The organism is Saccharothrix syringae (genome assembly GCF_009498035.1).
GTDB lineage: Bacteria > Actinomycetota > Actinomycetes > Mycobacteriales > Pseudonocardiaceae > Actinosynnema > Actinosynnema syringae.
Genome location: NZ_CP034550.1, coordinates 10,623,733 through 10,645,654 on the forward strand (window position 1 = coordinate 10,623,733; position 21,922 = coordinate 10,645,654).

24 protein-coding genes are annotated in these 21,922 nt (G+C 73.7%); 18 read left to right on the plus strand and 6 right to left on the minus strand.

All coding sequences use genetic code 11. From position 1 onward, the window contains the following. Positions 1-30 precede the first annotated feature (30 nt). The 8 genes from EKG83_RS49950 to EKG83_RS45255 all read left to right on the plus strand — a co-directional run bounded on the left by EKG83_RS49950 (position 31) and on the right by EKG83_RS45255 (position 7,200). Positions 31-108 (plus strand): putative leader peptide, encoded by a 78-nt coding sequence (locus EKG83_RS49950; RefSeq protein WP_360462167.1) that lies wholly within the window; start codon positions 31-33, stop codon positions 106-108. 105 nt (positions 109-213) lie between these two features. Next, positions 214-666 (plus strand): DUF4395 domain-containing protein, encoded by a 453-nt coding sequence (locus EKG83_RS45225; RefSeq protein WP_033428410.1) that lies wholly within the window; start codon positions 214-216, stop codon positions 664-666. A 24-nt stretch (positions 667-690) separates the two neighbouring features. Next, positions 691-1,536 (plus strand): sulfurtransferase, encoded by an 846-nt coding sequence (locus EKG83_RS45230; RefSeq protein WP_033428409.1) that lies wholly within the window; start codon positions 691-693, stop codon positions 1,534-1,536. Between the two features lie 2 nt (positions 1,537-1,538). Further along, on the plus strand, positions 1,539-1,841 hold the full coding sequence (locus EKG83_RS45235) for a DUF1416 domain-containing protein (RefSeq protein ID WP_033428408.1): 303 nt from the start codon (positions 1,539-1,541) through the stop codon (positions 1,839-1,841). 201 nt (positions 1,842-2,042) lie between these two features. After that, a complete protein-coding gene (locus tag EKG83_RS45240; protein WP_033428407.1) occupies positions 2,043-2,678 on the plus strand; it encodes an FABP family protein in 636 nt (211 codons plus the stop codon). A 237-nt stretch (positions 2,679-2,915) separates the two neighbouring features. Further along, positions 2,916-3,521 carry a 5-oxoprolinase subunit PxpB gene (gene pxpB / locus EKG83_RS45245; RefSeq protein WP_033428406.1) on the plus strand — a complete coding sequence of 202 codons (606 nt, stop codon included), beginning with the start codon at positions 2,916-2,918 and terminating at the stop codon, positions 3,519-3,521. A gap of 107 nt (positions 3,522-3,628) precedes the next feature. Further along, positions 3,629-4,471 carry a 5-oxoprolinase subunit C family protein gene (locus tag EKG83_RS45250; RefSeq protein WP_033428405.1) on the plus strand — a complete coding sequence of 281 codons (843 nt, stop codon included), beginning with the start codon at positions 3,629-3,631 and terminating at the stop codon, positions 4,469-4,471. 170 nt (positions 4,472-4,641) lie between these two features. Then, positions 4,642-7,200 (plus strand): glycosyl hydrolase family 18 protein, encoded by a 2,559-nt coding sequence (locus EKG83_RS45255; protein WP_033428404.1) that lies wholly within the window; start codon positions 4,642-4,644, stop codon positions 7,198-7,200. A 48-nt stretch (positions 7,201-7,248) separates the two neighbouring features. Here EKG83_RS45255 and EKG83_RS45260 read toward each other — a convergent pair whose 3' ends face one another. Further along, entirely contained in the window at positions 7,249-8,091 is an 843-nt protein-coding gene (locus EKG83_RS45260) for an aminodeoxychorismate lyase (protein WP_033428403.1), read from the minus strand. A 34-nt stretch (positions 8,092-8,125) separates the two neighbouring features. Here EKG83_RS45260 and EKG83_RS45265 point away from each other — a divergent pair, with 34 nt between their 5' ends. Further along, on the plus strand, positions 8,126-8,560 hold the full coding sequence (locus tag EKG83_RS45265; RefSeq protein ID WP_248782342.1) for a Fur family transcriptional regulator: 435 nt from the start codon (positions 8,126-8,128) through the stop codon (positions 8,558-8,560). Next, complete coding sequence (gene ygfZ / locus EKG83_RS45270) at positions 8,557-9,642, plus strand: CAF17-like 4Fe-4S cluster assembly/insertion protein YgfZ (RefSeq protein ID WP_033428402.1); 1,086 nt, start codon at positions 8,557-8,559, stop codon at positions 9,640-9,642. The genes EKG83_RS45265 and ygfZ overlap by 4 nt, the downstream gene beginning before the upstream one ends. 292 nt (positions 9,643-9,934) lie before the next feature. Here the strand turns inward: ygfZ and EKG83_RS45275 are convergent, their stop codons facing one another. Continuing rightward, positions 9,935-10,399, minus strand: a complete 465-nt coding sequence (locus tag EKG83_RS45275; protein WP_033428401.1) for a DUF6194 family protein — start codon at positions 10,397-10,399, stop codon at positions 9,935-9,937. Between the two features lie 209 nt (positions 10,400-10,608). Between EKG83_RS45275 and EKG83_RS45280 the strand changes: the two genes are divergently transcribed. Genes EKG83_RS45280 through EKG83_RS45290 form a run of 3 tightly spaced genes read left to right on the plus strand, consistent with a single transcriptional unit; the run spans position 10,609 to position 13,332 of the window. Beyond that, positions 10,609-11,457 carry a BKACE family enzyme gene (locus tag EKG83_RS45280; protein WP_033428400.1) on the plus strand — a complete coding sequence of 283 codons (849 nt, stop codon included), beginning with the start codon at positions 10,609-10,611 and terminating at the stop codon, positions 11,455-11,457. Between the two features lie 60 nt (positions 11,458-11,517). Continuing rightward, positions 11,518-12,099, plus strand: a complete 582-nt coding sequence (locus EKG83_RS45285; protein WP_033428399.1) for an RsiG family protein — start codon at positions 11,518-11,520, stop codon at positions 12,097-12,099. A gap of 45 nt (positions 12,100-12,144) precedes the next feature. Next, positions 12,145-13,332 carry an MFS transporter gene (locus EKG83_RS45290; protein WP_228122439.1) on the plus strand — a complete coding sequence of 396 codons (1,188 nt, stop codon included), beginning with the start codon at positions 12,145-12,147 and terminating at the stop codon, positions 13,330-13,332. Here EKG83_RS45290 and EKG83_RS45295 read toward each other — a convergent pair. Then, positions 13,285-14,166 carry a hypothetical protein gene (locus EKG83_RS45295; RefSeq protein WP_033428397.1) on the minus strand — a complete coding sequence of 294 codons (882 nt, stop codon included), beginning with the start codon at positions 14,164-14,166 and terminating at the stop codon, positions 13,285-13,287. The genes EKG83_RS45290 and EKG83_RS45295 overlap by 48 nt on opposite strands. 162 nt (positions 14,167-14,328) lie before the next feature. On the opposite strand from EKG83_RS45295, the gene EKG83_RS45300 reads away from it, so the two are divergent. Further along, positions 14,329-14,511, plus strand: a complete 183-nt coding sequence (locus EKG83_RS45300) for a DUF3073 domain-containing protein (protein ID WP_033428396.1) — start codon at positions 14,329-14,331, stop codon at positions 14,509-14,511. A gap of 78 nt (positions 14,512-14,589) precedes the next feature. Here EKG83_RS45300 and EKG83_RS45305 read toward each other — a convergent pair whose 3' ends face one another. Next, positions 14,590-15,654, minus strand: a complete 1,065-nt coding sequence (locus EKG83_RS45305) for an NADH:flavin oxidoreductase/NADH oxidase (protein WP_033428395.1) — start codon at positions 15,652-15,654, stop codon at positions 14,590-14,592. Positions 15,655-16,002: 348 nt separating this feature from the next. Here EKG83_RS45305 and EKG83_RS45310 point away from each other — a divergent pair, with 348 nt between their 5' ends. The 4 genes from EKG83_RS45310 to EKG83_RS49360 all read left to right on the plus strand — a co-directional run bounded on the left by EKG83_RS45310 (position 16,003) and on the right by EKG83_RS49360 (position 18,135). Then, positions 16,003-16,689 (plus strand): Crp/Fnr family transcriptional regulator, encoded by a 687-nt coding sequence (locus EKG83_RS45310; protein WP_228122440.1) that lies wholly within the window; start codon positions 16,003-16,005, stop codon positions 16,687-16,689. Positions 16,690-16,802: 113 nt separating this feature from the next. After that, the gene (locus tag EKG83_RS45315) at positions 16,803-17,651 is read left to right on the plus strand and encodes a hypothetical protein (protein ID WP_051764627.1); all 849 of its coding nucleotides are present in this window, start codon (positions 16,803-16,805) and stop codon (positions 17,649-17,651) included. A 2-nt stretch (positions 17,652-17,653) separates the two neighbouring features. Continuing rightward, positions 17,654-18,013, plus strand: coding sequence for a hypothetical protein (locus tag EKG83_RS45320; RefSeq protein ID WP_153278822.1), 360 nt, complete (start codon positions 17,654-17,656; stop codon positions 18,011-18,013). Further along, entirely contained in the window at positions 18,010-18,135 is a 126-nt protein-coding gene (locus EKG83_RS49360; RefSeq protein ID WP_265590311.1) for a hypothetical protein, read from the plus strand. Before EKG83_RS45320 ends, EKG83_RS49360 begins: the two co-directional genes overlap by 4 nt. Before the next feature lie 475 nt (positions 18,136-18,610). Here the strand turns inward: EKG83_RS49360 and iolD are convergent, their stop codons facing one another. Together iolD and iolB are read right to left on the minus strand one after the other, a co-directional pair. Next, positions 18,611-20,512: a 3D-(3,5/4)-trihydroxycyclohexane-1,2-dione acylhydrolase (decyclizing) gene (iolD, locus tag EKG83_RS45325; protein WP_033428392.1), complete on the minus strand. Its 1,902-nt coding sequence runs from the start codon at positions 20,510-20,512 to the stop codon at positions 18,611-18,613. Continuing rightward, positions 20,509-21,414, minus strand: coding sequence for a 5-deoxy-glucuronate isomerase (iolB, locus tag EKG83_RS45330; protein WP_033428391.1), 906 nt, complete (start codon positions 21,412-21,414; stop codon positions 20,509-20,511). The genes iolD and iolB overlap by 4 nt, the downstream gene beginning before the upstream one ends. Between the last annotated feature and the right edge of the window lie 508 nt (positions 21,415-21,922).

The window sequence follows — 21,922 nt, forward strand, 5'->3', positions numbered from 1 at the left end:
CGACAGGGACGAGGGACTACCCTCGCTGCCATGACCACGCTGCTGACCAAGCGACTCGCGGTGGACCTGTGCCGCGTGCGCAGCAGCCTGTGTCGCGCGGCGCGCTGACCGGGCGGTCCCGGGGCCCCGCGCGTCCTTGACTCCAGGTGCGCGCCTGGCCTACCACCGCCTGATGACGGACTGCCCCGTCTAGTCCAACACCAGGAGGTCGCCGTGCCCAAAGATGCCCCCGTGGACCCGCGCGGACCGCGGTTCAGCGCCTGGATCACCTCCGCCATCCTCGCGGTCGTGCTGCTGACCGGGTCGTGGCGGCTGCTGGCCGCGCAGACCCTGCTGTTCGGCATGTGCGCGTTCATCTCGCTCAAGCTCAACCCGTGGGGCCACGTCTACCGGTACGCCCTCCAGCCGAGGCTCCGGCCGCGCACCGACCGCGAGGAGGCCGCCCCGCTGCGGTTCGCGCAGGGCGTCGGCTTCGTCTTCGCCCTGGTCGGCACGGTCGGCTACGCCTCGGGCCTGACCGCCCTCGGCGTGGTCGCGACCTCGGCCGCGCTGGTGGCCGCGCTGCTCAACGCCGCGTTCGGGCTGTGCCTGGGCTGCGAGGCGTTCCTGCTCCTGCGCCGCCACGTCCCGTCCCTCGCCCGTACCCAGTCGACACCGTCGCAGTAAGAACCGAGAAATGGGAGCAGCTCGATGAGCCGTGAAGACGTCCTGGTCTCCGCCGCGTGGGCCGAGGAGAACCTCGACACGCCCGGTGTGGTGTTCGTGGAGGTCGACGAGGACACGACCGCCTACGACGGGGGTCACATCCCGGGCGCGGTGAAGGTCGACTGGAGGACCGAGCTGCAGGACCCGGTGCGCCGCGACTTCGTCGACCGCGCCGGCTTCGAGGCGCTGCTGTCGGCCAAGGGCATCGCCAACGACGACACGGTCGTCCTCTACGGCGGCAACAACAACTGGTTCGCCGCGTACGCGTACTGGTACTTCAAGCTGTACGGCCACCAGGCGGTCAAGCTGCTCGACGGCGGCCGCAAGAAGTGGGAGCTCGACGGCCGCCCGCTGGACAAGGAGCCGGTCTCCCGCGAGGCCACCTCCTACCGGGCCCAGGAGCAGGACCTGTCGATCCGGGCGTTCCGCGACGAGGTCGTCGAGGCCATCGGCAACAAGAACCTGGTCGACGTGCGCTCGCCCGACGAGTTCTCCGGCAAGCTGCTCGCGCCCGCCCACCTGCCGCAGGAGCAGGCGCAGCGCGGCGGCCACATCCCGAGCGCGATCAACGTGCCGTGGAGCAAGGCCGCGAACGAGGACGGCACGTTCAAGTCGGACGAGGAGCTGGCCGCGATCTACGGCGAGGCCGGGTTCGACGGCTCGCGCCAGACGATCGCCTACTGCCGCATCGGCGAGCGCTCGTCGCACACCTGGTTCGCGCTGCACGAGCTGCTCGGCCACCAGGACGTGAAGAACTACGACGGTTCCTGGACCGAGTACGGCTCGCTGGTGGGCGTGCCGGTCGAGACCGGCGACGGCAAGGGGGCCTGACGGTGAGCCTGGACGGTTGCGGCGCGCCCCAGCAGGGCGTCGACGTCGCGGTGGGCCCGAACGAGGTCGTGCTCACCGGCAAGGTGAAGGCCGGCGGCGCGCCGGTCGGCGGCGCCTACGTGCGGCTGCTGGACTCCTCCGGCGAGTTCACCGCCGAGGTCGTGTCGTCCGCGGAGGGCGACTTCCGGTTCTACGCCGCGCCGGGCGAGTGGACGGTCCGCGCGCTGCACCGGTCCGGCAACGGGCAGGCGTCCGTCACCGCCGACGGGCCGGGTGTGCACCCGGTCGAGGTCGCGGTGGCCTGAGATCCCGCGGGGCGCACGGGTCCTCCCGGCGCCACCGCCCGCCGACCCCGGTGGCGTTCGCCACCGGGGTCGGCGCCTTTGCGGGTCCGGGGCCTAAACTGGGCCGGTGGAACACTTCTTCACCGGGCTGCTGGTACTCGTGTCCCTGCTCGTCGTGTGGTTCGCCGGGTACGTGGTGTACCGGCTGTTCTCCGACCAGCGGTGAGCGGCGGCGAGCCCGTTCCGGGCAGTGGTGACGCGGCCGTCCAGGCCGCCGCGGCACGCGCCGAGGTGACGCGCGCCCGCAACCTGCCGCAGTTCGACGACCTGCCGATCCCGGCGGACACGGCGAACCTGCGGGAGGGCCCCTCGCTGCACGACGCGTGCCTGTCGCTGCTGCCGCTGGTCGGCGTGTGGCGCGGCGAGGGCGAGGTCGTGTACCCGACGATCGAGGGGCCGTACCGGTTCGGCCAGCAGGTCACCTTCGCGCACGACGGCCGGCCGTTCCTGTACTACGAGGCGCGGTCCTGGCTGCTGGACGCGGAGGGGCGGGTGATCCGGCCCGCCGCGCGCGAGACCGGGTTCTGGCGCCCGCAGGCCGACGACACGATCGAGGTCCTGCTCACGCACAACACCGGGATCGTGGAGCTGTACTACGGCAAGCCGCGCAACCAGACGTCCTGGGAGTTCGGCACCGACGCGGTGGTCCGCACGGCGACCGCCAAGGACGTGGTCGGCGCGCAGCGGCTGTACGGCATCGTCAACAACGGCGACCTGGCCTACGTGGAGGAGCGGGCCATGGTCGGCCAGCCGCTCCAGCCGCACACCTCGGCCCACCTCAAGCGCGTCGTCGGCTGACCCGGGCGGGGTCTTCCCGCGCCCGGGTCGGCCGCCCCGGCGGGGTTGCCCACGCCCGGACCACCGCCCCCGGCAGGTCTCCGGCACCCGGCAGGTCTCCCGCACCCGACCTGCCGCCCCGGCAGGTCTTCTCGCGCCCCGACCGGCCGCCCCGGCCGGCCGGCCCCGGTCGGGCCGCGACGCCGCTCACCCTCGAACCGGATTGTTCAACAATCCATCAAGACCTACCCTGTACCCATGCGGCTGCGGCGTTGCGGCACCAACGCGGTGCTCGTCGAGGTGGACTCGCTCGACGAGGTGGAGGCGGTGCGCGCCGCCGTGGCGGCGGCCGGGCTGCCGGACGTGGTCGAGCTGGTCCCGGCCGCCCGGACGGTCCTGGTCGCCACCCGCCCCGGCGGCCTGCCCGCCGTCCGCCGGGTCCTGGCGGACGCCGACCTGGCCCACCGGTCCGCCACCGGCTCCGCCGAGGTGGTCATCCCGGTCACCTACGACGGCCCGGACCTGGACCTGGTCGCCGAGACCGCGGGCCTGACCCGCGCCGAGGTGGTCGAGCTGCACTCGGGCGCCGAGTACCAGGTGGCGTTCTGCGGTTTCGCCCCCGGCTTCGCCTACCTGGTCGGCCTGCCCGACCCGCTGCGCCAGCCGCGCCTGGACTCGCCCCGCACGAGGGTCCCGGCCGGCTCGGTCGGCGTGGCCGGCGAGTACACCGCCGCCTACCCGCGGGCCACCCCCGGCGGCTGGCGCCTGATCGGCCGCACCGACGCGCCCCTGTTCGACCCGCGCCGCCCCGCCCCGGCCCTGCTCGCCCCCGGCGACCGAGTCCGCTTCGAGGCCACCCGATGACCCCCCACCCCCCGCGTGTCCTCCACCCGGGCACCGCGTGTCCTCCACCCGGGCACCGCGAGTCGACCGCTCGGGACCCCCGAGTTCCCCGTTCGCGCACCCTGACCGTGCTGCGCACCGGTCCGCAGGCCCTGGTCCAGGACCTGGGCCGGCCCGGGAACGCGCACCTGGGCGTGCCGCCCTCCGGCGCCGTGGACGCCCCGTCGCTCCGGCTGGCCAACCGCCTGGTCGGCAACCCCGAGGACGCGGCGGGCCTGGAGGTCCTGCTGGGCGGCCTGGTGCTGCGCGCGAACGCCTCGTGCACGGTCGCGGTGACCGGCCCGCAGGTGTCCGCGCAGGTCAACGGCGTGCTGCGCGACCCGCCCTGCCACCTCGCCGAGGGCGACACACTCGCCCTGGGCACCCCGGCCACCGGCCTGCGCTGCTACGTCGCCGTCTCCGGCGGCGTCGCGGTCCCCGCCGAGCTGGGCAGCCGCGCCACCGACCTGCTCTCCGGCCTCGGCCCGGCCCCGCTCGCCCCCGGCGACGAGCTGCCCCTGGGCGTGCCCGCCGGCGTCCCGGTCGGCGTGGACGTGCTGCCCCCGCTCCGGGTGCCGGACGAGCTGGTCGTCCCGGTGCTGCCCGGCCCCCGCGACGACTGGTTCGCCGACCCCGCCGCGCAGCTGCGCGCGGGCCGCTGGGTGGTGTCGGACCGCAGCAACCGGGTCGGCCTCCGCCTCACCGGCACCGGGTTGGAGCGCGTGCCGGACCGGGTCGGGCGGGAGCTGCCCAGCGAGGGCCTGGTCACCGGGGCGGTGCAGGTCCCGGCCGACGGCAGGCCGGTGATCTTCCTGGCCGACCACCCGACGACCGGCGGCTACCCCGTGGTGGGCGTGGTGGCCGAGGACTCCCTGCCGCTGCTGGGCCAGGCCCGGCCGGGCACCCGGTTGCGGTTCGCGCCCCTGGCCTGAGCGGGCTCGGAGCGCCGGGCCGCCCCGCGGCACCGGGCGGCCACAGGTCCGAACGGACCCAATTGGTCTAGACCCATTGTCAAGTCGTGCCGGACGTCCTACGTTCGCAGCAGCGCAAGACCAGGCCGCCGTGGTTCTCGAGAGTTCCCTGCGATCGAGAGGCACACCTGATGCGCAGACTGGCAACGACGCTGGTGGTCGCCCTGGCCCTGGCGGTCCCGGCCGCACCGGCCACCGCCGCCGGCGGGCTGACCGCCGTGTTCACCAGGACCGGCACCACCGGCGGGTTCGTGGTCACCAACCCGACCGCGGCCGCGGTCTCCGGCTGGTCGATCAAGTTCGACCTGCCACCCGGCGTCACCGCGTCCGACCCGCGGCACGCCACCCTCACCCAGACCGGCACGCGGGTGACCCTCACGCCCGCCTTCTACATCTCCACGCTCCAACCGGGCCGCACCACCGACCCGTACAGCCCGGCGTTCACGCTCAGCCAGGCCGTCGACCCGACCTCCTGCACCGTCAACGGCGCGAACTGCGACGGCAGCGGCCCGCCGCCGCCACCGCCCGCGCCGACCACGGCCGACTTCACCCTGACCGGCACCACCGGCAAGTTCGTGGTCAACAACAACACCGACACCGCGCTGACCGACTGGTCGATCACCTTCACGCTGCCCGCGGGCGTCACCGCGTCCAACGCGCAGCACGGCACGATCAGCCAGACCGGCGGCACGGTCACGCTCACCCCGGTGCACTACAACCGCACCGTGGCGGCCCGCCGCTCCACCGAGCCCTACAGCCCGTCGTTCACCCTGAGCCGGGCCGCCGAACCGGTCACCTGCCGGGTGAACGACGCCAACTGCGACGGCACCCCGGACGTGCCGCCGTCACCGCCCGGCGCCCTGCACTCGCCGGTGCGGACCACCCGCACGGTGTCGCTGGCCTGGACCGCCTCGACCCCCGGCTCCCTGCCCGTCGCCGGCTACGAGGTCTACCGCGACTCCTCGCCGGTCGCGACCGTGACCGGCACCAGCGCCACGGTCACCGACCTCGCCCCGAACACCGCGTACGCCTTCACGGTCAAGGCGCGGGACGGCAAGGGGCTGCTGTCCGCGGCGTCCAACACCGTGGACGTCACCACGAACAACCCGGCCGACGACACCCAGCCGCCGTCCGCGCCGGCGAACCCGCGCGCCGCCGCCAAGGACGCCGGCAGCGTGACCCTGGCCTGGGACGCCTCGACCGACAACCGCGGCGTGGCCAACTACGACGTGCTCCAGGGCACCACCGTGCGGGCGACGGTCACCGGGACCTCGGCGCGGATCGACGGCCTGCGGCCGTCCACCCCGTACACCTTCACGGTCCGGGCCCGGGACCTCTACGACAACCTGTCCGCGCCCAGCGCGCCCGTCACCGCGTCCACCTCGGACCTCGTCGACGGCCACGCGCGGGTGGGCTACTTCGTCCAGTGGGGCATCTACGGCCGCCAGTACTTCGTGAAGAACCTCGACACCAGCGGCACCGCGGCCAGGCTCACCCACCTCAACTACGCGTTCGGCAACATCGACCCGGTCAACCTGACGTGCCTGCACGGCGTCACCAAGGGCACCTCCGCCAACCCGCAGGACCCCAACCAGGGCGACGGCGCCGGTGACGCGGAAGCCGACTACAGCAGGCCGTTCGGCGCGGCCCAGTCCGTGGACGGCGTCGGCGACACCGGCTGGGAGCCGCTGCGCGGCAACTACAACCAGCTGCGGAAGCTCAAGGCCAAGCACCCGCACCTCAAGGTGCTCATCTCGCTCGGCGGGTGGACCTACTCGAAGTACTTCTCCGACGTCGCGGCCACGGACGCGGCGCGCAAGAAGTTCGTCAAGTCCTGCCTGGACGTCTACCTCCGCGGCAACCTGCCGACCTACAACGCGGCGGGCGGCCCCGGCACGGCGGCGGGCATCTTCGACGGCATCGACCTCGACTGGGAGTGGCCGGGCGCCGAGGGCCACCCCGGCAACCACGTCTCGCCCGCCGACAAGCGCAACAACACGCTGCTGATCGAGGAGTTCCGGCGCCAGCTCGACGCGCTGGGCGCCGAGACCGGCAAGCGGTACCAGCTGACCGCGTTCACGCCCGCCGACCCGGCGAAGATCGAGGCGGGCTGGGAGCTGGCGCAGGTGGCGAAGTCGCTGGACGTGTTCAACGTGCAGGGCTACGACTTCCACGGCGCGGGCAGCGACAACTCGTGGGAGCCCGACCGCACCGGCCACCAGGGCAACCTGTACGCCGACGCGGACGACCCGTACCCGTTCCACTTCAGCGTCGAGAACGCGGTGAACGCCTACACCTCGGCCGGGGTGAACCCGCGCCAGATCACCGTCGGCCTGGCCTTCTACGGCCGCGGCTGGCAGGGCGTGAAGGCGGGCGGCGCCAACGGCGAGTGGCAGGCCGCGGGCGGTGCCGCGCCCGGCCAGTTCGCCGAGGAGGCGGGTACCCGCGGCTACGCCAACCTGCTGGCGTCCGTGCCCGGCTGCGCCGTGCACCACGACGAGGCGGCGGTCGCCACGTCCTGCTTCACCGGCGACGGCGGGCAGTGGTGGACCTTCGACGACGCGTGGGCGATCCAGCGCAAGACGGCCTGGCTGCGGCAGCGCGGCCTGCTCGGCGTGATGATCTGGGAGATGTCCGGCGACACCGCCGGTGGCACCCTGGTCAACGCCGTGGACGCGGGCCTGCGCTGACCTCGCGGGCGGCGGCCCCGGTCGTGAGGCCGGGGCCGCCGCCGGCGGTCAGTACTCCGACTCGTAGAGCGCGTCGAGCGCCGCGTGCAGCCCGGTCGAGTCCGGCAGCGCCTTGCCGTCGAGGGTGTGCACGCGGGTGATCTTGCGGACGCTGGACACCAGGAACACGCCGTCGGCCGAGTACAGGTCGTCCGCCGCGATCGGCGCGACCTCGGTGGTCCAGCCCTCCCGCTCGGCGGCCCGGAACAGCGCGGCCTGCGTGGTGCCGGGCAGGATGCCCAGGTCGGCGGGCGGGGTGGTGAGCACCCGGTCGCGGACCATGACCAGGGTGGACGTCGGGCCCTCCAGCACCGAGCCCGACGGGGTGGTGAACACGACCTCGGCGGCGCCCCGGCGCTCGGCCTCGCGCAGCGCGGCCATGTTCACCGCGTAGGACAGCGACTTGGCGCTGAGCAGCAGCCACGGCGCGCGCTGCATCAGGCCGGGTTCGACGCCCCGGTCCAGGGTCACCGCGGCGATGCCCTCGGCCCGCTGCCTGATCACCTTCGGCGAGATGTCCGCGCCGAGCGCGAACCCGGTGGGCGTGCCGTCACCGCCCTCGACGCCGCGCGTGTGGACGAGCTTGAGCGCGATCTCGCGGCCACCGGTCCAGTTGTCGAGCACCAGGCCGATCGCGCGCTCGAACGCCGCGCGGTCCGGTTCGGGCAGGTCCAGCATCGCCGCCGAGCGGGCCAGGCGGTCCAGGTGGGGTCCCTGCTCGCGGGGCGCGCCGTCGACGACCAGGATCGTCTCGAAGACGCCGTCACCGCGCACCAGGCCGAGGTCGTCGACCCGGATCAGGGGGGCTTCGGGGTCGGCCAGTGTTCCGTCCAGGAGTGCGAGCACGCGCATACCGTGAGACTACTCACGCTCTACCATCGGTTTCGTGGACACCGTCAGCGGCCCGAAAGCCCTGCGCAAGACGCTGCACGAGCGGGGCATGCGGATGACGCCCCAGCGCCAGCTCGTCCTGGACGCGGTGCGGGAGCTCGGCCACGCCACCCCGGAGCAGATCTGCCGGCACGTCCAGCGCACCGCGCCGACGGTCAACATCACCACGATCTACCGGACCCTCGACCTGCTGGACCGGCTCGGCCTGGTCCGGCACACCCACCTCGGGCACGGCGCGCCGAACTACTCGGTCGACCCGCACGAGCACGTGCACCTGGTGTGCCACCGCTGCGGGCGGGTCGAGGAGGTGCCGCGCGAGCTGCTGGACCCCCTGCGGGGAACACTCGCGGAGCGGCGGGGGTTCGAACTGGATGCCACCCACCTCGCGCTGTCCGGCACCTGCCGCGACTGCCTGAAGGAGCCCGAGTGAACTCACCGCTGCTGTCCGCGCCCGGAGCGGTCGCGCCGTTCGACGGCAACCCGGACCAGGGCGTGCCCTGGCACTTCGGCGACCCGTTCGCCGAGCAGCGGTCCGCCGCCCGGTCGGTCGCCGTGTTCGACCGCTCGCACCGGGCGGTGCTGGCCGTGCCCGGCGAGGACCGGCTGACCTGGCTGCACTCGCTGACCAGCCAGCACTTCACCGCGCTGGGCGAGGGCCGGGGCGCCGAGGCGCTGGTCCTGGACGTGCAGGGCCGGGTCGAGCACCACGTGGTGGCGGCGAACGTCGGCGGGGTCGTCTACCTGGACACCGAGGCCGACCGCGCGGCCGGGCTGCTGTCGTACCTGACCAGGATGGTGTTCTGGTCGAAGGTCGAGCCGCGCGACGCGTCGGCGGAGCTGGCCGTGCTGACCGCGGTCGGCCCGGAGCTGGCCGGGCTGTTCGGGCGGCTGGGCGTCCCGCTGCCGGACGACGTGGCCGCCCTCGACGGCGGCGGCTTCGCCCGGCGCATGCCGTGGCCCGGGCACGACGCGGTGGACCTGGTGGTCCCGCGCCCCGCCCTGGCCGACTGGTGGCGGCGGCTGACCGACGCGGGCGCGCGGCCGGCGGGCAGCTGGGCGTTCGAGGCGCTGCGCGTGGAGTCCCTGCGGCCGCGGCTGGGCGTGGACACCGACGAGAGGACCATCCCGCACGAGGTGAACTGGATCGGGCCGGCGGTGCACCTGGACAAGGGCTGCTACCGGGGGCAGGAGACGGTGGCCAAGGTGCACAACGTGGGCCGCCCGCCGCGGCGCATGCTGCTGCTGCACCTGGACGGGTCGCGCGAGGTGCAGCCGGAGACCGGTGACCCGGTGCTGGTGGGCGACCGCGTGGTGGGTCGGGTCGGCAGCGTGGCGCAGCACCACGAGCTGGGGCCCGTGGCGCTGGCGCTGGTGAAGCGGTCGGTGTCGCCGGAGACCGAGCTGGTGGTGGGTGCGGAGGACCGGCGGGTGCAGGCTTCGGTGGACCCCGACTCGGTGCCGCCGGACACGCCGGGGCTGGGCCGGGAGGCGGCCCGCAACCTGGGGCGTTGAGCGGGGGCGGGGCCCGCTCGGGCGGGGTGCGACACCCGCTCAGGTGAGTGGCGCGCTTGCTCGAACGAACAGCCGGACCGCTCGACGAATGGCGCACCGCCCGGACTGGTGCCGCACCTGCTCAAGCGAGTGCCGCACCCGCTCGGACGAATGGCGCGCCCGGGAATGCCGCGCAGGGGTCCTCCAGGGGACTCCTGCTTTTATTTTGCCGGCAGGCACCGACATTTCCGGACGGCCCGGACATCTTCGCCGGATCTCGAAAAGCCCACCCCGAACACCGGTGCGCCACCCCTCAAGACCCGGCCCGCCGGACGAAGTTGGCGTGCTTGCGCGCGGCGAACGCGTGCGCCTCGGCCAGCAGCGGGCGGACGGCCTCCAGCGTCGCCCCGCCCGGCGTCACCACGCACACCCAGTGCCGGTCGGCGTAGACGGGGTGCGGCGTCAGCCGGTCGCGCTCGGCGTGGTCGAAGCCGGTCTCCAGCACCCCGTCCTCGTCACGCCGCGTGGGCGGCGCACCGAACAACGACACGTACGTGGCCTTGGTGAGACCGATGTTGAGCCGGTACGCCCCGGGGTGGTCGAGGTCCGACACCCGGTCGTGGCGATCTCCGGTCACGATCGTGGCGAACGGGTGCTGCCGCTCGGGTGGCAGGTCGCCGTCCGGGTCGTAGAGGAAGTACGTGTCGCCGGCGTGCTCGACGACGTCGACCCCCTCGAAGGTCGAGCCGATGTACCGCGTCAACTCCTGCTCGCTCATGCTTCAAGCTTTTCATTGAACCGCTATGTGAAACTTGAACCGTAAACCCCCAGTTCACCTCCCGTAAACCTTCAACTCTCGCCGCGGGCCAGGCTCGCCCGCCGCCGCGTCCGGTCCGGAAAATCCCGTGGCCCCGCGACCTGCGGTTCGACCCTTTCGCGCCGTCGTCGCGGCGCGGCGCGGGCCCGTTCCTGTGCCAGGATCACGACATGTCCAGACCCGGATCCCACGGCACGCTGCTCACCGTCGCCCCGACCGGGGCCGAGCACGCCAAGGCCGACGTGCCGCAGCTGCCGGTCACCCTGGAGGAGCTGGTCTCCACCGCCGAGGCGTGCGAGCGGGTCGGCGCGGCCGTGGTGCACGTGCACATCCGCGGTGCGGACGCCCGGCCGACGCTCGACCTGGGCCTGCTCAAGGAGGCCGTCGCCGCGCTGCGGGAGCGGACGGACCTGGTCGTCCAGCTGTCCACCGGCGGCGCGGTGACCGACCCGGAGGCGGACCGGCTGCGGGTGCTGGACGCGCTGCCCGACTCGGCGTCCTGCACGATGGGCACGGTGAACTTCGGCGACGACGTGTTCATGAACCGGTGGGAGTTCGTCGTCGCGCTGCACAAGGGCATGCAGGAGCGGGGCATCGCCCCGGAGTACGAGATCTTCGACATCGGCCAGCTGGCCTCGCTCAACCGGCTGCTGGACCGGCACGGGCCGCCCGCGGGCGGGCGGGTGCACGTCGACCTGGTCATGGGCGTGCCGGGCGGCATGCCGGGCGACGCCGAGACGCTGACCTCGGCGCTGCGGCTGCTGCCGGAGGGCGCGTCGTTCTCGGCCACCGGCATCGGCCGCACCACGCTGCCGGTGATGCTGACCGCCCTGGCGGCGGGCGGCCACCTGCGAGTGGGCATGGAGGACACGCTCTCGTACGCCAAGGGCCAGCCGGTGCGGGACAACGCGCAGCTGGTCGCGCGGGCCGCGGGGCTGGCCCGGATCGCCCAGCGCCCGCCCCTCTCGCCGGCGGAGGCGCGCGAGCTGCTGGGCGTGCGCAGTCCGGTACAGGTTTGAGACAACTTTGGAAGCAGGTTTGTGTTGGCGGGTGGGCAGGAACTACCTCAGGATGAGTACGTGATCGAGGTGCGTCCCGGCGGGCGCCGCCGTATCGACCGGGTGCTCGCCCCCGACTACGCCGAGGGGGTCGAGCGGCTCCCGCTCGCCGCCGTGCGCGCCCTGCGCGACGAGGCGGCGCAGGAGGAGACCGACCTGTCCTACCTGCGGCGGCTGCTGCACGCGCGGATCGACATCGTGCGGGCCGAGCAGGAGCGGCGCACCTCGGGCGGTTCGGCGGTGGTGGACCAGCTGGCGACCATCCTCGCGTCGAACGCGGTGGGCCCGGCCACCGGCCTGGGGCGCTACCAGACGCAGGAGCCGTCGCGGGCCGAGGCGCACCGGCGGCACGTCGAGGCGCTGGTCTCCGACGTGGACCTGTCGGACGTGAGCGCGCTGACCGACGACAAGCTGGACTTGGCGCTGCGGGTGTTCGTGGCCGAGGAGGCGTCGGTGTCGGCGCGGCGGCGCGAGGTGCAGGCCGTGGTCGACCGGCTCAACGCCGAGATCGCGGACCGCTACCAGAGCGGCAGCGCGTCGGTGGACGAGCTGCTGGCGGCCGAGCGCGGGTGGCCGACCAACCCCGGTCGTTCCAAGGAATAGGATCACACTCCCGCCATCTGAACACCCGGCCTAGCGTCGCCCCTGATGACTCCAGAAGCGACGCGGTACCGCTGGGTGGTCCTGGCGATCGGCGCGGTGGCCCAGGGCACCAACGCCGCGGTGTTCCTCGGCCTGCCCGCGATCACGCCCCAGCTGCGCGACCACTTCGACCTGTCCCTGCCCCAGGTCGGGCTGCTGCTCGGCGCGGTCAACCTGGGCACGATGCTCACCCTCGTGCCCTGGGGCGCGGCGGCCGACCGGCGCGGCGAGCGGCTGGTCATGACCGTCGGCGGGGTCGGCGCGGCGCTGTGCCTGGCGCTGGCGGCGCTCGACGGGGCCGTGGTGGCCGGGCTGGCCCTGGTGGGCGTGGGCCTGTTCGGGGCGAGCGTGAACGCGGCGAGCGGCCGCGCGGTGCTCACCTGGTTCCCGCCCGACCGGCGCGGCCTGGCCATGGGCGTGCGGCAGACCGCCACCCCGCTGGGCGCGGCGCTGGCCGCGGTCGTGCTGCCGGTGCTCGCGCTGGGCGCCGGGGTGCCCGCGGCGTTCCTCGCGCTGGCCGGGTTCACCGGGTTCGTGGCGCTCGCCGTGGCCCTGTGGGTGCGGGAGCCGCCGTGGGCGGTGCGGGGCGCGCGGGGCGGTCACGGCGTGGTGCTCGGCGACCGGGCCCTGATCAGGCTCAGCGCGGCCAGCGGGCTGCTGGTCGTGCCCCAGTTCACCGCCGCCGCGCTGGTGGTGGAGCTGCTGCACGACCACCGGGGCGTCGCGGTGGGCGTCGCGGCCGGGCTGTTCGCCGCCGCGCAGGTCGCGGGCGGCCTGGGCCGGCTGGTGGTGGGGTTCTGGTCGGACCGGGTGACCGACCGGGTGCACCCGCTGAAGGTGATCAGCGTGCTGGTCGCGGTCGGGTTCGCGCTGTGCGCGGCGCTGGACCGGGCGCCGGTGTGGCTGCTGGCCGCCGCGCTGGTGCCGACCGCGGCGCTGGCGCTGTGCTGGAACGGCGTCGCCGTCACCGCGGCGGGCGAGCTGGCGCCGCCGGGCCGCACGGGCACCGCGCTGGGCATGCAGAACAGCGTCAACTACCTCGCCGCGACCGTCACGCCGCCGCTGGCGGGCTGGGTGGCCACCACGATCGGGTGGTTCGCCGCCCTGCTGCTGGCCGCGGCGGCGGCCGTGGCCGCGCGGCTGCTGCTAGCCGTGCCGCTCGCGCCGCGCGAGCTCGCCCCAGAACTCCCGTAGCCGCTCGTAGCGCAGCGCGACCTCCTCGGCGTCGCCCGCCTCCAGGGCGTCGACGATGGCGTTGACGTCCGCCGCCGAGGTGTCCTCCAGCAGGTCCTTGTCCTCGACGAGCTGCACCAGCCCGCCGTAGTCCAGCTCGACCGCCGAGCCGGGGGCGAAGTGGTCCAGCCAGCGCCCGGTGTCCGCCAGCACCTTGGCCGGCCCCTCCTCGCCCAGCGCGCGGGACACCACGCGGTGGGCCCGCGCCACCCGCGCCCGCGCGTCGGCCATCGACACCCGCCACGACACCTGCCGCTCCGGGTCGTCCCGCGGCGCCAGCACGATCCGCCGCGCGTCCGGGTCGACCAGCGCGAACCAGGGCAGCGGCACGGTCCAGGTGGTGGAGATGACGTGCACCGCGCCGCCGGTCAGCTCCGCCATCACCGCCGAGGCCCGCGCCTTGATCGCCTCCGGCTCCACGGCCACCGCCTCGTCCTGGAGGGGGCCCGTGGACGAGGCCAGGAAGCCCACCAGGGCGGCGGCCGAGCGGGCGCGCAGGTCCAGCGGGCAGACCAGCGGTCCCGGGCCGGTCTCACCGGGCACCTCGGCGGGGCTGATGGTCATCACGTCGAACGGCGCGTCGGGCGCGACGCCGCCGTCCGACCGCTCCCCCGGCAGGAGGCGACGCGGCCGGGCCAACTGTGATCGCAACCACAGCTCCCGCTCGCGCGCGCCGGCGTCCGCCCGGCTCAACACCCCGTTCTCCAGGGCTTTCCGCACCTGGTCGGCCAACGGTGCGTCAAGAGCCGACAGCGGTTCGTACACCCTGAGGTAGGCGACGAACGGTCGAGGCACCCGCGCATCCTCCCACGGTGAGATTTGGCGGCACGTGTCACGCCTACCGCGTCGCGAGGAACCCCTTCGACACGGTACGGTAGTTACCAGGAACTAGTTGTCGAGACGAGTGGGGCCGCCGTTCCCCCGGCCGCCCCCGTCCCTGTGCGAGGGGGTCGAGCCATGGGGCGCGGCCGAGCGAAGGCCAAGCAGACGAAGGTGGCGCGGGAGCTCAAGTACAGCTCCCACAACACCGACTTCGAGGCCTTGCAACGCGAGCTGTCCGGCGAGGGCGGTGGCGTTCGTCGGAGCGACGAGCGCCACGATGACCCGTTGGACGACGATTACGACGACTACCGTCGCTGACACGTCCACGCACCCGCTGGTCGAAGGTTGGGCTGCCGGTCCGAGCACCGGCAGCCCGACCTTCTGCCACGGGCCCTACTAGAACGCCCTGGCGTACTGCTTCGGCGGACTGACCTGCACACCCAGTTGCGCTGCCGCGTGCAGCGGCCAGTACGGGTCGCGCAGCAGCTCCCGCCCCAGCAGCACCAGGTCCGCCGAGCCGTCGGCGAGGACCTGCTCGGCCTGCCGGGCGTCGGTGATCATGCCGACCGCCCCGGTGGGGACGTCGGCCTTCAGCCGCACGGCCTCGGCGAACCGCACCTGGTAGCCGGGACCGACCGGGATGTCCGCCGCGGGCACGTTGCCGCCGGTGGACACGTCGACCAGGTCGGCGCCCAGCGCCACCAGGTCGCGGGCGAGCACCGCGCTGTCGTCCCCGGTCCAGCCGCCCTCGACCCAGTCGGTGGCGGAGATGCGCACGAGCACCGGGACCGCGTCGCCCACGGCGTCGCGCACGGCGGCGGTGACCTCGCGCGCGAGCCTGGTGCGGTTGTCCAGGCTGCCGCCGTAGCCGTCGGTGCGGTGGTTGCTCAGCGGCGAGAGGAACTGGTGCAGGAGGTAGCCGTGGGCCGCGTGCACCTCGACGAGCTGGAAGCCGGCCTCGACCGCGCGGCGCGCCGCGGCGGCGAAGTCGGCGACCACCCGCGCGATGCCGTCGGCGTCCAGCTCGACCGGGGTGCGGTAGCTCTCGTGGAACGCCTCCGCGCTCGGCGCCACCGGCGTCCAGCCGCCCTCGGCGTCGGGCACCCCGCCGCGCCCGACCGCGAACGGGGCGTAGGTGGACGCCTTGCGCCCGGCGTGGGCGAGCTGGACCCCCGCGACCGCGCCGTTGGCGCGGATGAAGTCCGCGATCGGGCGCCATGACGCGACGTGCGCGTCGTCCCACAGACCGGTGTCCTGGGGCGAGATCCGGCCCACCGCCTGGACGGCGGTGGCCTCGGTGATCACCAGCCCGGCCCCGCCCACGGCGCGCGACCCGAGGTGCACCAGGTGCCACTCGTCCGGGTGGCCGTCCCGTGCCGAGTACTGGCACATGGGGCTGACCGCGACGCGGTTGGGCAGGGTGACCGAGCGGAGGGTCAGGGGGCTGAACAGCAGGCTCACGGGCGACTCCCGGGGTTGCGAGGCCGGACGACGGGCCGTTCGGCGCGTCAACAGGTCCAAGGTCCCGGAACGGACGCGTTGTTCCCGCCCCGCCGTGCGTCCCACGTCACGGGAGCTGCGGAATTCCATTCCGATCGGTATTGCCCGTGCATTAGCACGTGATCTTCACCGGGGACCCGGCTCGCAAAACGCCGGAACAGAGGGGGCCAGTTACGCCCATTCGGGTGTACTGTCCGCATCACGTTCGGGGAGACCATCACTTGCCACCCGACGCAGGTCGGTCCTTATGGAAGTCCCGCCGGTCACGACAGTAACAGGATCCTCATGCTGCCCATGCCGACCCCCACGATGACACAGGATCCAGTGTGGCCCAGCAACAGCCTGCTGGGTCGCCTCCGAGAGAACACCCGACAAGAGCTGCTCAACATCGGGACGGTCGTGCGCTACACGGCCGACCGCGAGGTGATAGAGCAGGACGCGAAAGACACTCACGTCCTGTTGTTGCTCGACGGCGTCGTCAAGGTGCAGACCACGGACGAGACGGGCGACACCGCCCTGCTCGCCATCAGGGTCGCGGGCGACCTCGTCGGCGAGATGGCCGCGCTGGACCAGAAGCCCCGCTCGGCCACCGTGGTCACGTGCGGCGACGTGGTCGCCAAGCTGATCACCAGCGGGGAGCTGATGAGCTTCCTGCACCGGCGCAACGACGTGTTCGTGGAATTGATCGGGATGATCAACGACCGGCTGCGGTGGGCCAACCAGCGCCGGCGCGATTTCCTGTCCCACCCGGCCGCCGAACGGGTGGCCCGGGTGCTCGCCGAATTGGTGCAGACCTACGGCCGGGAAGAGCCGCACGGGTGGACGCTGGGAATTCCGCTGACCAAGGTCGAACTCGCCTCGATCGCCGGGATGAAGCCCAGGACCGCCGAGAAGGCGTTCTCCGATCTGCGGAAGGCGGGGGTGGTGGTCAGTCACCTGAGGCGCGACGTGCTCGTGCCCGACCTGGCCGGGCTGAGGAAATTCGCGGGCATCTGAGCGCCACTCCGCACTAGTGCGGTATTGACGCCGATGTCGTACTCCACAGTGACCGTACGCGCCCGTTACGGGTCGCTGTGACGTCGTCCGCGCCACGCGAAAGGCCGAAGCCCATGAGCATCCAGCGCAGTCTGCTGGTCTGTTGTGACCTGAGGAGCTACGGGTCGGCCGACGACCGGCTCCAGCGCGAGCTGCAGGAGCTGCTGGTGCGCAGCCTGGACCGGGCGGGGGAGGCCGCGGGCCTGGACCGCGCCGGGTGGGACCGGCAGCCCAAGGGCGACGAGGAGTGGGCGGTGCTGCCCCCGGGCACGCCGGACCAGGTCGTCGTCGACGCGTACGTGCGGGCGCTGGCCGCCGAGCTGGCCTCGGTCAACGCCTACCGGGTGCCGCACGCCCGCCTGCGGATGCGCATGGCCGTCCACTTCGGCACCACCGCGCAGGGCGCCAACGGCTACCCCGGGCAGGACGCGGTGCTGGTCAGCAGGCTGCTCAACGGCGAGCCCGCGCGGCAGGCGCTGGAGCAGACCGACGCCGACCTGGTGGTCGTGCTGTCCGACCTGGTCTACACCTCGGTGGTGGCGGCCGGGTTCACCACGCTGCGGCCCGAGGACTTCCGCCGGGTGCCCGTGCGGGTGAAGACCTTCACCGGGGAGGGCTGGCTGTGGATCCCCGGCGGCGACGCGCACGCCCTGGTCCTGGAGGAGCCCGCGGAGGGCTCCGCGGCCGCCCCGGACGCCCCGGTCACCCCGGTCGCCGACGCCGTGCCGGCCACCGCCGACCAGGGCCCGAGGTCGGTGAACCAGAACGCCACGGCCACCGGCGGCTCGACCGTCATCCAGGCCGGGCGGGACGCGTACGCGCCGACCCAGCACGCCGAGGTGATCCAGAACTTCGAGCGGAACGACCAGCGCGGCTCGCACTTCGGGCCGCTGTTCCGCCGCGGGAAGGACGAGAGGGAGTGATCGTGCGCGAGGAACCACTGCGGCTGCTCGCCGGTGCCGCCGCGGGCGCGCTGGCGGAGGCCGCGGACACCGAGCTGTGGCCGCGGCTGCGGGTGCGGATGGCGACGGTGCTGGCGCCGCAGTCGTCCGAGGTGGTCAGCGACCGGATGGACGAGGCGCGCCGCAGGCTGGTGGCCGTGCCGCGGGTGCGGATGGGGGTGGCGCGGGCCGAGTTCACCACGGAGTGGCGCGGGTCGATCCACACCATGCTGTGGCAGCGGCCCGAGGCCGCCGGGCCGCTGCGCGCGGTGCTGCACGAGGTCAGCCCGGGCCTCCCGCGCGCGGCGGCCGACGTGGCGGGCGGGGACCTCGCCAGCCGGTGAGCGAGGGCGTCGGCGGCACCGCGGGCGACCCGCACCTCGGGGTGTCGGCGGGCCTGCCGCCGGCGGAACCGGCCTCCACCGGCCGTGACGCGGACCCGGCGCGGCTCGGCGCTGTTCGGTGAGCGCCCGGTGCCGATCACGACCGTCGCCGGGCTCGCGGGCGTGGGCAACTTCGGCGGCCCGGCACTTCGCGGGCGGCGTGCTGTTCGTCGAGCCGCGGGGGTGCTCGGGCAGCCCGGTGCGGCCGGTGGCGTTCCCGCACGCGCGGGGCGAGCCGGGTGAGCACGTGCCCGCGGACTTGCGGCGGTCAGGCGGCAGCGGCGGTCAGGCGCTCCTGCCGGCTCCAGTCCGCGCCCGCCCACTTCTCCTGAGCCCGCCTGACCTGCACCCGCTCGCGTCCATTGCCGCGCTCAGCGCCCGCGCTGCCGACTCCCGTCCGCCTGCACCCGCGCCCTCCCTCCCCGCGCCCTCCCTCGGGCCCGCGCCCACTCCCCGGCGACCACTCACCCGTCCCCTGAGCCCGCTCTCCCCACCCTCTCCCTCACACGCTCGTGTGCTTTCCCATCTCCCTCTTTCGTGTCTTCCCCACGCCCGGCCTCAGAGGTAGCGGACCTGCCTGGCCTTCCCCGCGCGGGCCTCCTCGTGCGCCGCCGCGATCTCCGGGCGGTGCGCGACCTCGGGGACGCCGACCTCCCACCACGCACCCGCATCGGTCCAGCTCGCCGGGTGCGTGCGGATCACCACCACGGCCGGGCGGTGCTCGGTGCGGGCGACCTCCCGCGCCGCGCGGTAGGCGCGTTCGAGGTCCGCGATGCCCTCGGCCCGGAACGCCGCGCAGCCCATCGCGGCGGCGTGCGCGGCGAAGTCGGCGCGGGGCGGGTCGGCGTGCCGGCTGGCCACGTCGCCGTAGAGGTTGTTGAAGCCCGCGCCGCCGTGGTCGGTCTGGAGGCGGTGGATCACCGCGTAGCCGTCGTTGTCGCAGACGACCGCGACGAAGCCGTGGCCGGCGAAGGCCGCCGAGAACAGCTCCGAGTTGAGCATCAGGTAGGAGCCGTCACCCAGGAGGGTGGTCACCACGCCGTCCCGGCGGGCGATCGCCGCGCCCCAGGCGCCGGCCAGCTCGTACCCCATGCAGCTGAACCCGTACTCGACGTCCACGGTCGCCTCGCCGACCGCGCGCCAGCCGCCGATCAGCTCGCCGGGCAGGCCGCCGGACGCGGTCATCACGTAGTCGGTCGGCCCGGACAGGTCGTTGACCACGCCCACCACCTGCGCGTACGTCGGCGTGCCGCCGGGTGTGCGGAGCGTGTCGACGTACGCGTCCCATTTCCCGCGTTCGTGTGACGCACGCGCCGCCCACGCCTCGTCGGCCCGCCACTCCCCCAGCGCGTCGGTCAGCTCGCGGAGCCCTTCGTCGGCGTCGGCCACCAGCTCCAGGGCGCCGTGCTTGACCGCGTCGAAGCGGGCCGCGTTCAGGGACACCAGGCGGACGCCGGGCGCGAAGGCCGTCCACGAGGCGGTGGTGAAGTCCTGGAGGCGGGTGCCGACGGCCAGCACCACGTCCGCGTCGGCGGCCAGGGCGTTGGCCGAGGCGGAGCCGGTGATGCCCAGCGGGCCCGCGTGCAGGGGGTGGTCGTGCGGGACGCAGGTGCGGCCGGCGGTGGTCTCGACGACCGGGACGGCGTGCTGCTCGGCGAAGCGGACCGCGCGGCCGGCCGCGCGCGAGTAGCGGACGCCGCCGCCCAGGACCAGCAGCGGTCGGCGGGCGCGGCGCAGGGCGTCGGCGGCCTCGGCGAGCGCGCGGGTGTCGGGGCGCGGGCGGCGCGGGCGGTGCACGACCGGGGTGAAGAGGGCGTCCGGGAAGTCGAACGCCTCGGCCTGCACGTCCTGCGGGAGGGCGAGGGTGACCGGGCCGCAGTCGGCCGGGTCGGTGAGCACGCGGGCGACGTGCGGGAGGGTGTGGACCAGCTGCTCGGGGCGGGTGACGCGGTCGAACCAGCGGCTGACCGGGCGGAAGGCGTCGTTGACCGTGGTGCCCGGGTCGCCGAAGTGCTCGACCTGCTGGAGCACGGGGTCGGGCGCGCGGCTGGTGAAGGTGTCGCCGGGCAGGAGGAGGAGCGGCAGGCGGTTGGCGTGGGCGACGCCGGCGGCGGTGACCATGTTGAGGGCGCCGGGGCCGATGGAGGAGGTGGCGACGCCGACCTGGCGGCGGTGGGTGGCCTTGGCGATCCCCACGGCGGCGAGCGCCATGCCCTGCTCGTTGTGGCCGCGCCAGACCGGGAGGTCGGCTTCCTCCAGGGCGTTGCCGAGGCCGAGGACGTTGCCGTGGCCGAAGATCGCGAAGACGCCGGGGAAGAGCGGCGCGCTCCCGGCTCCACCCCCGATGCCGTCCTCGACGCCGTCCTCGACGCCGTTTCGGATGCCGTTTCGGATGCCGCCCAACTCGGTGCGCTGGGCGCGGAGCCAGCGGACGAGGGCCTGGGCGGTGGTCAGCCTCATCGGGGACCTCCGGTGGCGACCCGCCCGGCGGCGCTGGTGACGGGGCAGCGGGGGTCCTGGTCCTGCCGCGCCCACGTGCCCCGGACCCAGGTGTGCGCGGGGTCGTCGCAGAACGCCATGGAGCGCCGCGGGTTCGGCCCGGCCAACACGTTCAGGTAGTACATCGGGTAGCCGGGCGCGGCGACGCAGGGCCCGTGGTGGCCGCGCGGGACGAGGAAGACGTCCCCGTCGCGGACCAGCACCGCGTCGTCGACTTCCCCGTCGTCGGTGTAGGTCCGGTGAAACCCAAAACCTTCACGCGAAGGTGTCACCTGATCCCGCCCGGCGATGCGGAAGTAGTAGACCTCCTCGTTGACGACGTCACACGTCAGGTCGTGCTTGTGGGGCGGGTAGGACGACCAGTTGCCGCCGGGGGTGACCAGTTCGCAGGCCATCAGCCGGTCGGCGTGGTCCCAGGCGCCGGGAACGCCGAAGTTCGTGACCTGGCGGGTGGCGTTGCCCGAGCCCCGGACCTCCACCGGCACGTCCTCGGCGGCCCCGTGGCGAGGTGGGAGGCGGCGCTCGCACCGGGCCATGGGGACGGCGACCTCGACCCCGCCCTCGGTGCTCACACGAACCGACGAATCCCGGGGGACGTAGGCGAAGTCCGAGACCCGCGTGAAAACGGACTCCCGCCCCACCAACCCGAACCGCTCCCCATCGACATCGACCACACAACCACCCGAAAGAGGCAGAACAAACCCTTCAAATTCACCCATACGTAGAACAACGGACTCCCCTGGGTGCAACAGCAAGACCCGCAACCCGACCCGCTCCCACCCGGCAACCGCGGGAGTGAGCACAACCGCGTTCTCCCCGTCCGCCAAAGCCCCCAAAGGCCGATGCCAACCACTGCTGCTCATGCGGACACTCCCCTCACACGAACGCGGGAATTTCTGAACACGACCGCAGGAAAACCACTAATACCCGCCACTCCCCGCCACTCCTCCCTGCACCAGCCGCAGAACAGCCGCCACCCTCGTCCACGTTCGGGGGACATGAGCCACGTTCGAGGGGCAGAGAGAACACGTTCGAGGGAAAACGTGACACGGCCGAGGGATCTGCCACGTTCCCGAGCCGTGACGCGTTCGCAGGCCGGGACCGCCCGCAGCGCAAGTGGTCCCCAACAGACAACCGATCCGGTGACAGGACCATCCGGAAGTAGGACGCTCCAGACAAGGCAAGGCGGGGCGGCGCGAGGCGGGGCAAGGCGGGGCGGGGCGGGGCAAGGCGAAGCGGGGCCGGGCGTGGCCGAACGGGTGGAGCGGGACGGGGCGGATTCCGCGAAAGGTGGAGCCTTCCAGGGCCAGGCGCCCCAAGTCCCAGGCCAGGGCGTCCCCCGGGAGCCCACAAACAAAATGATCTTGAGGC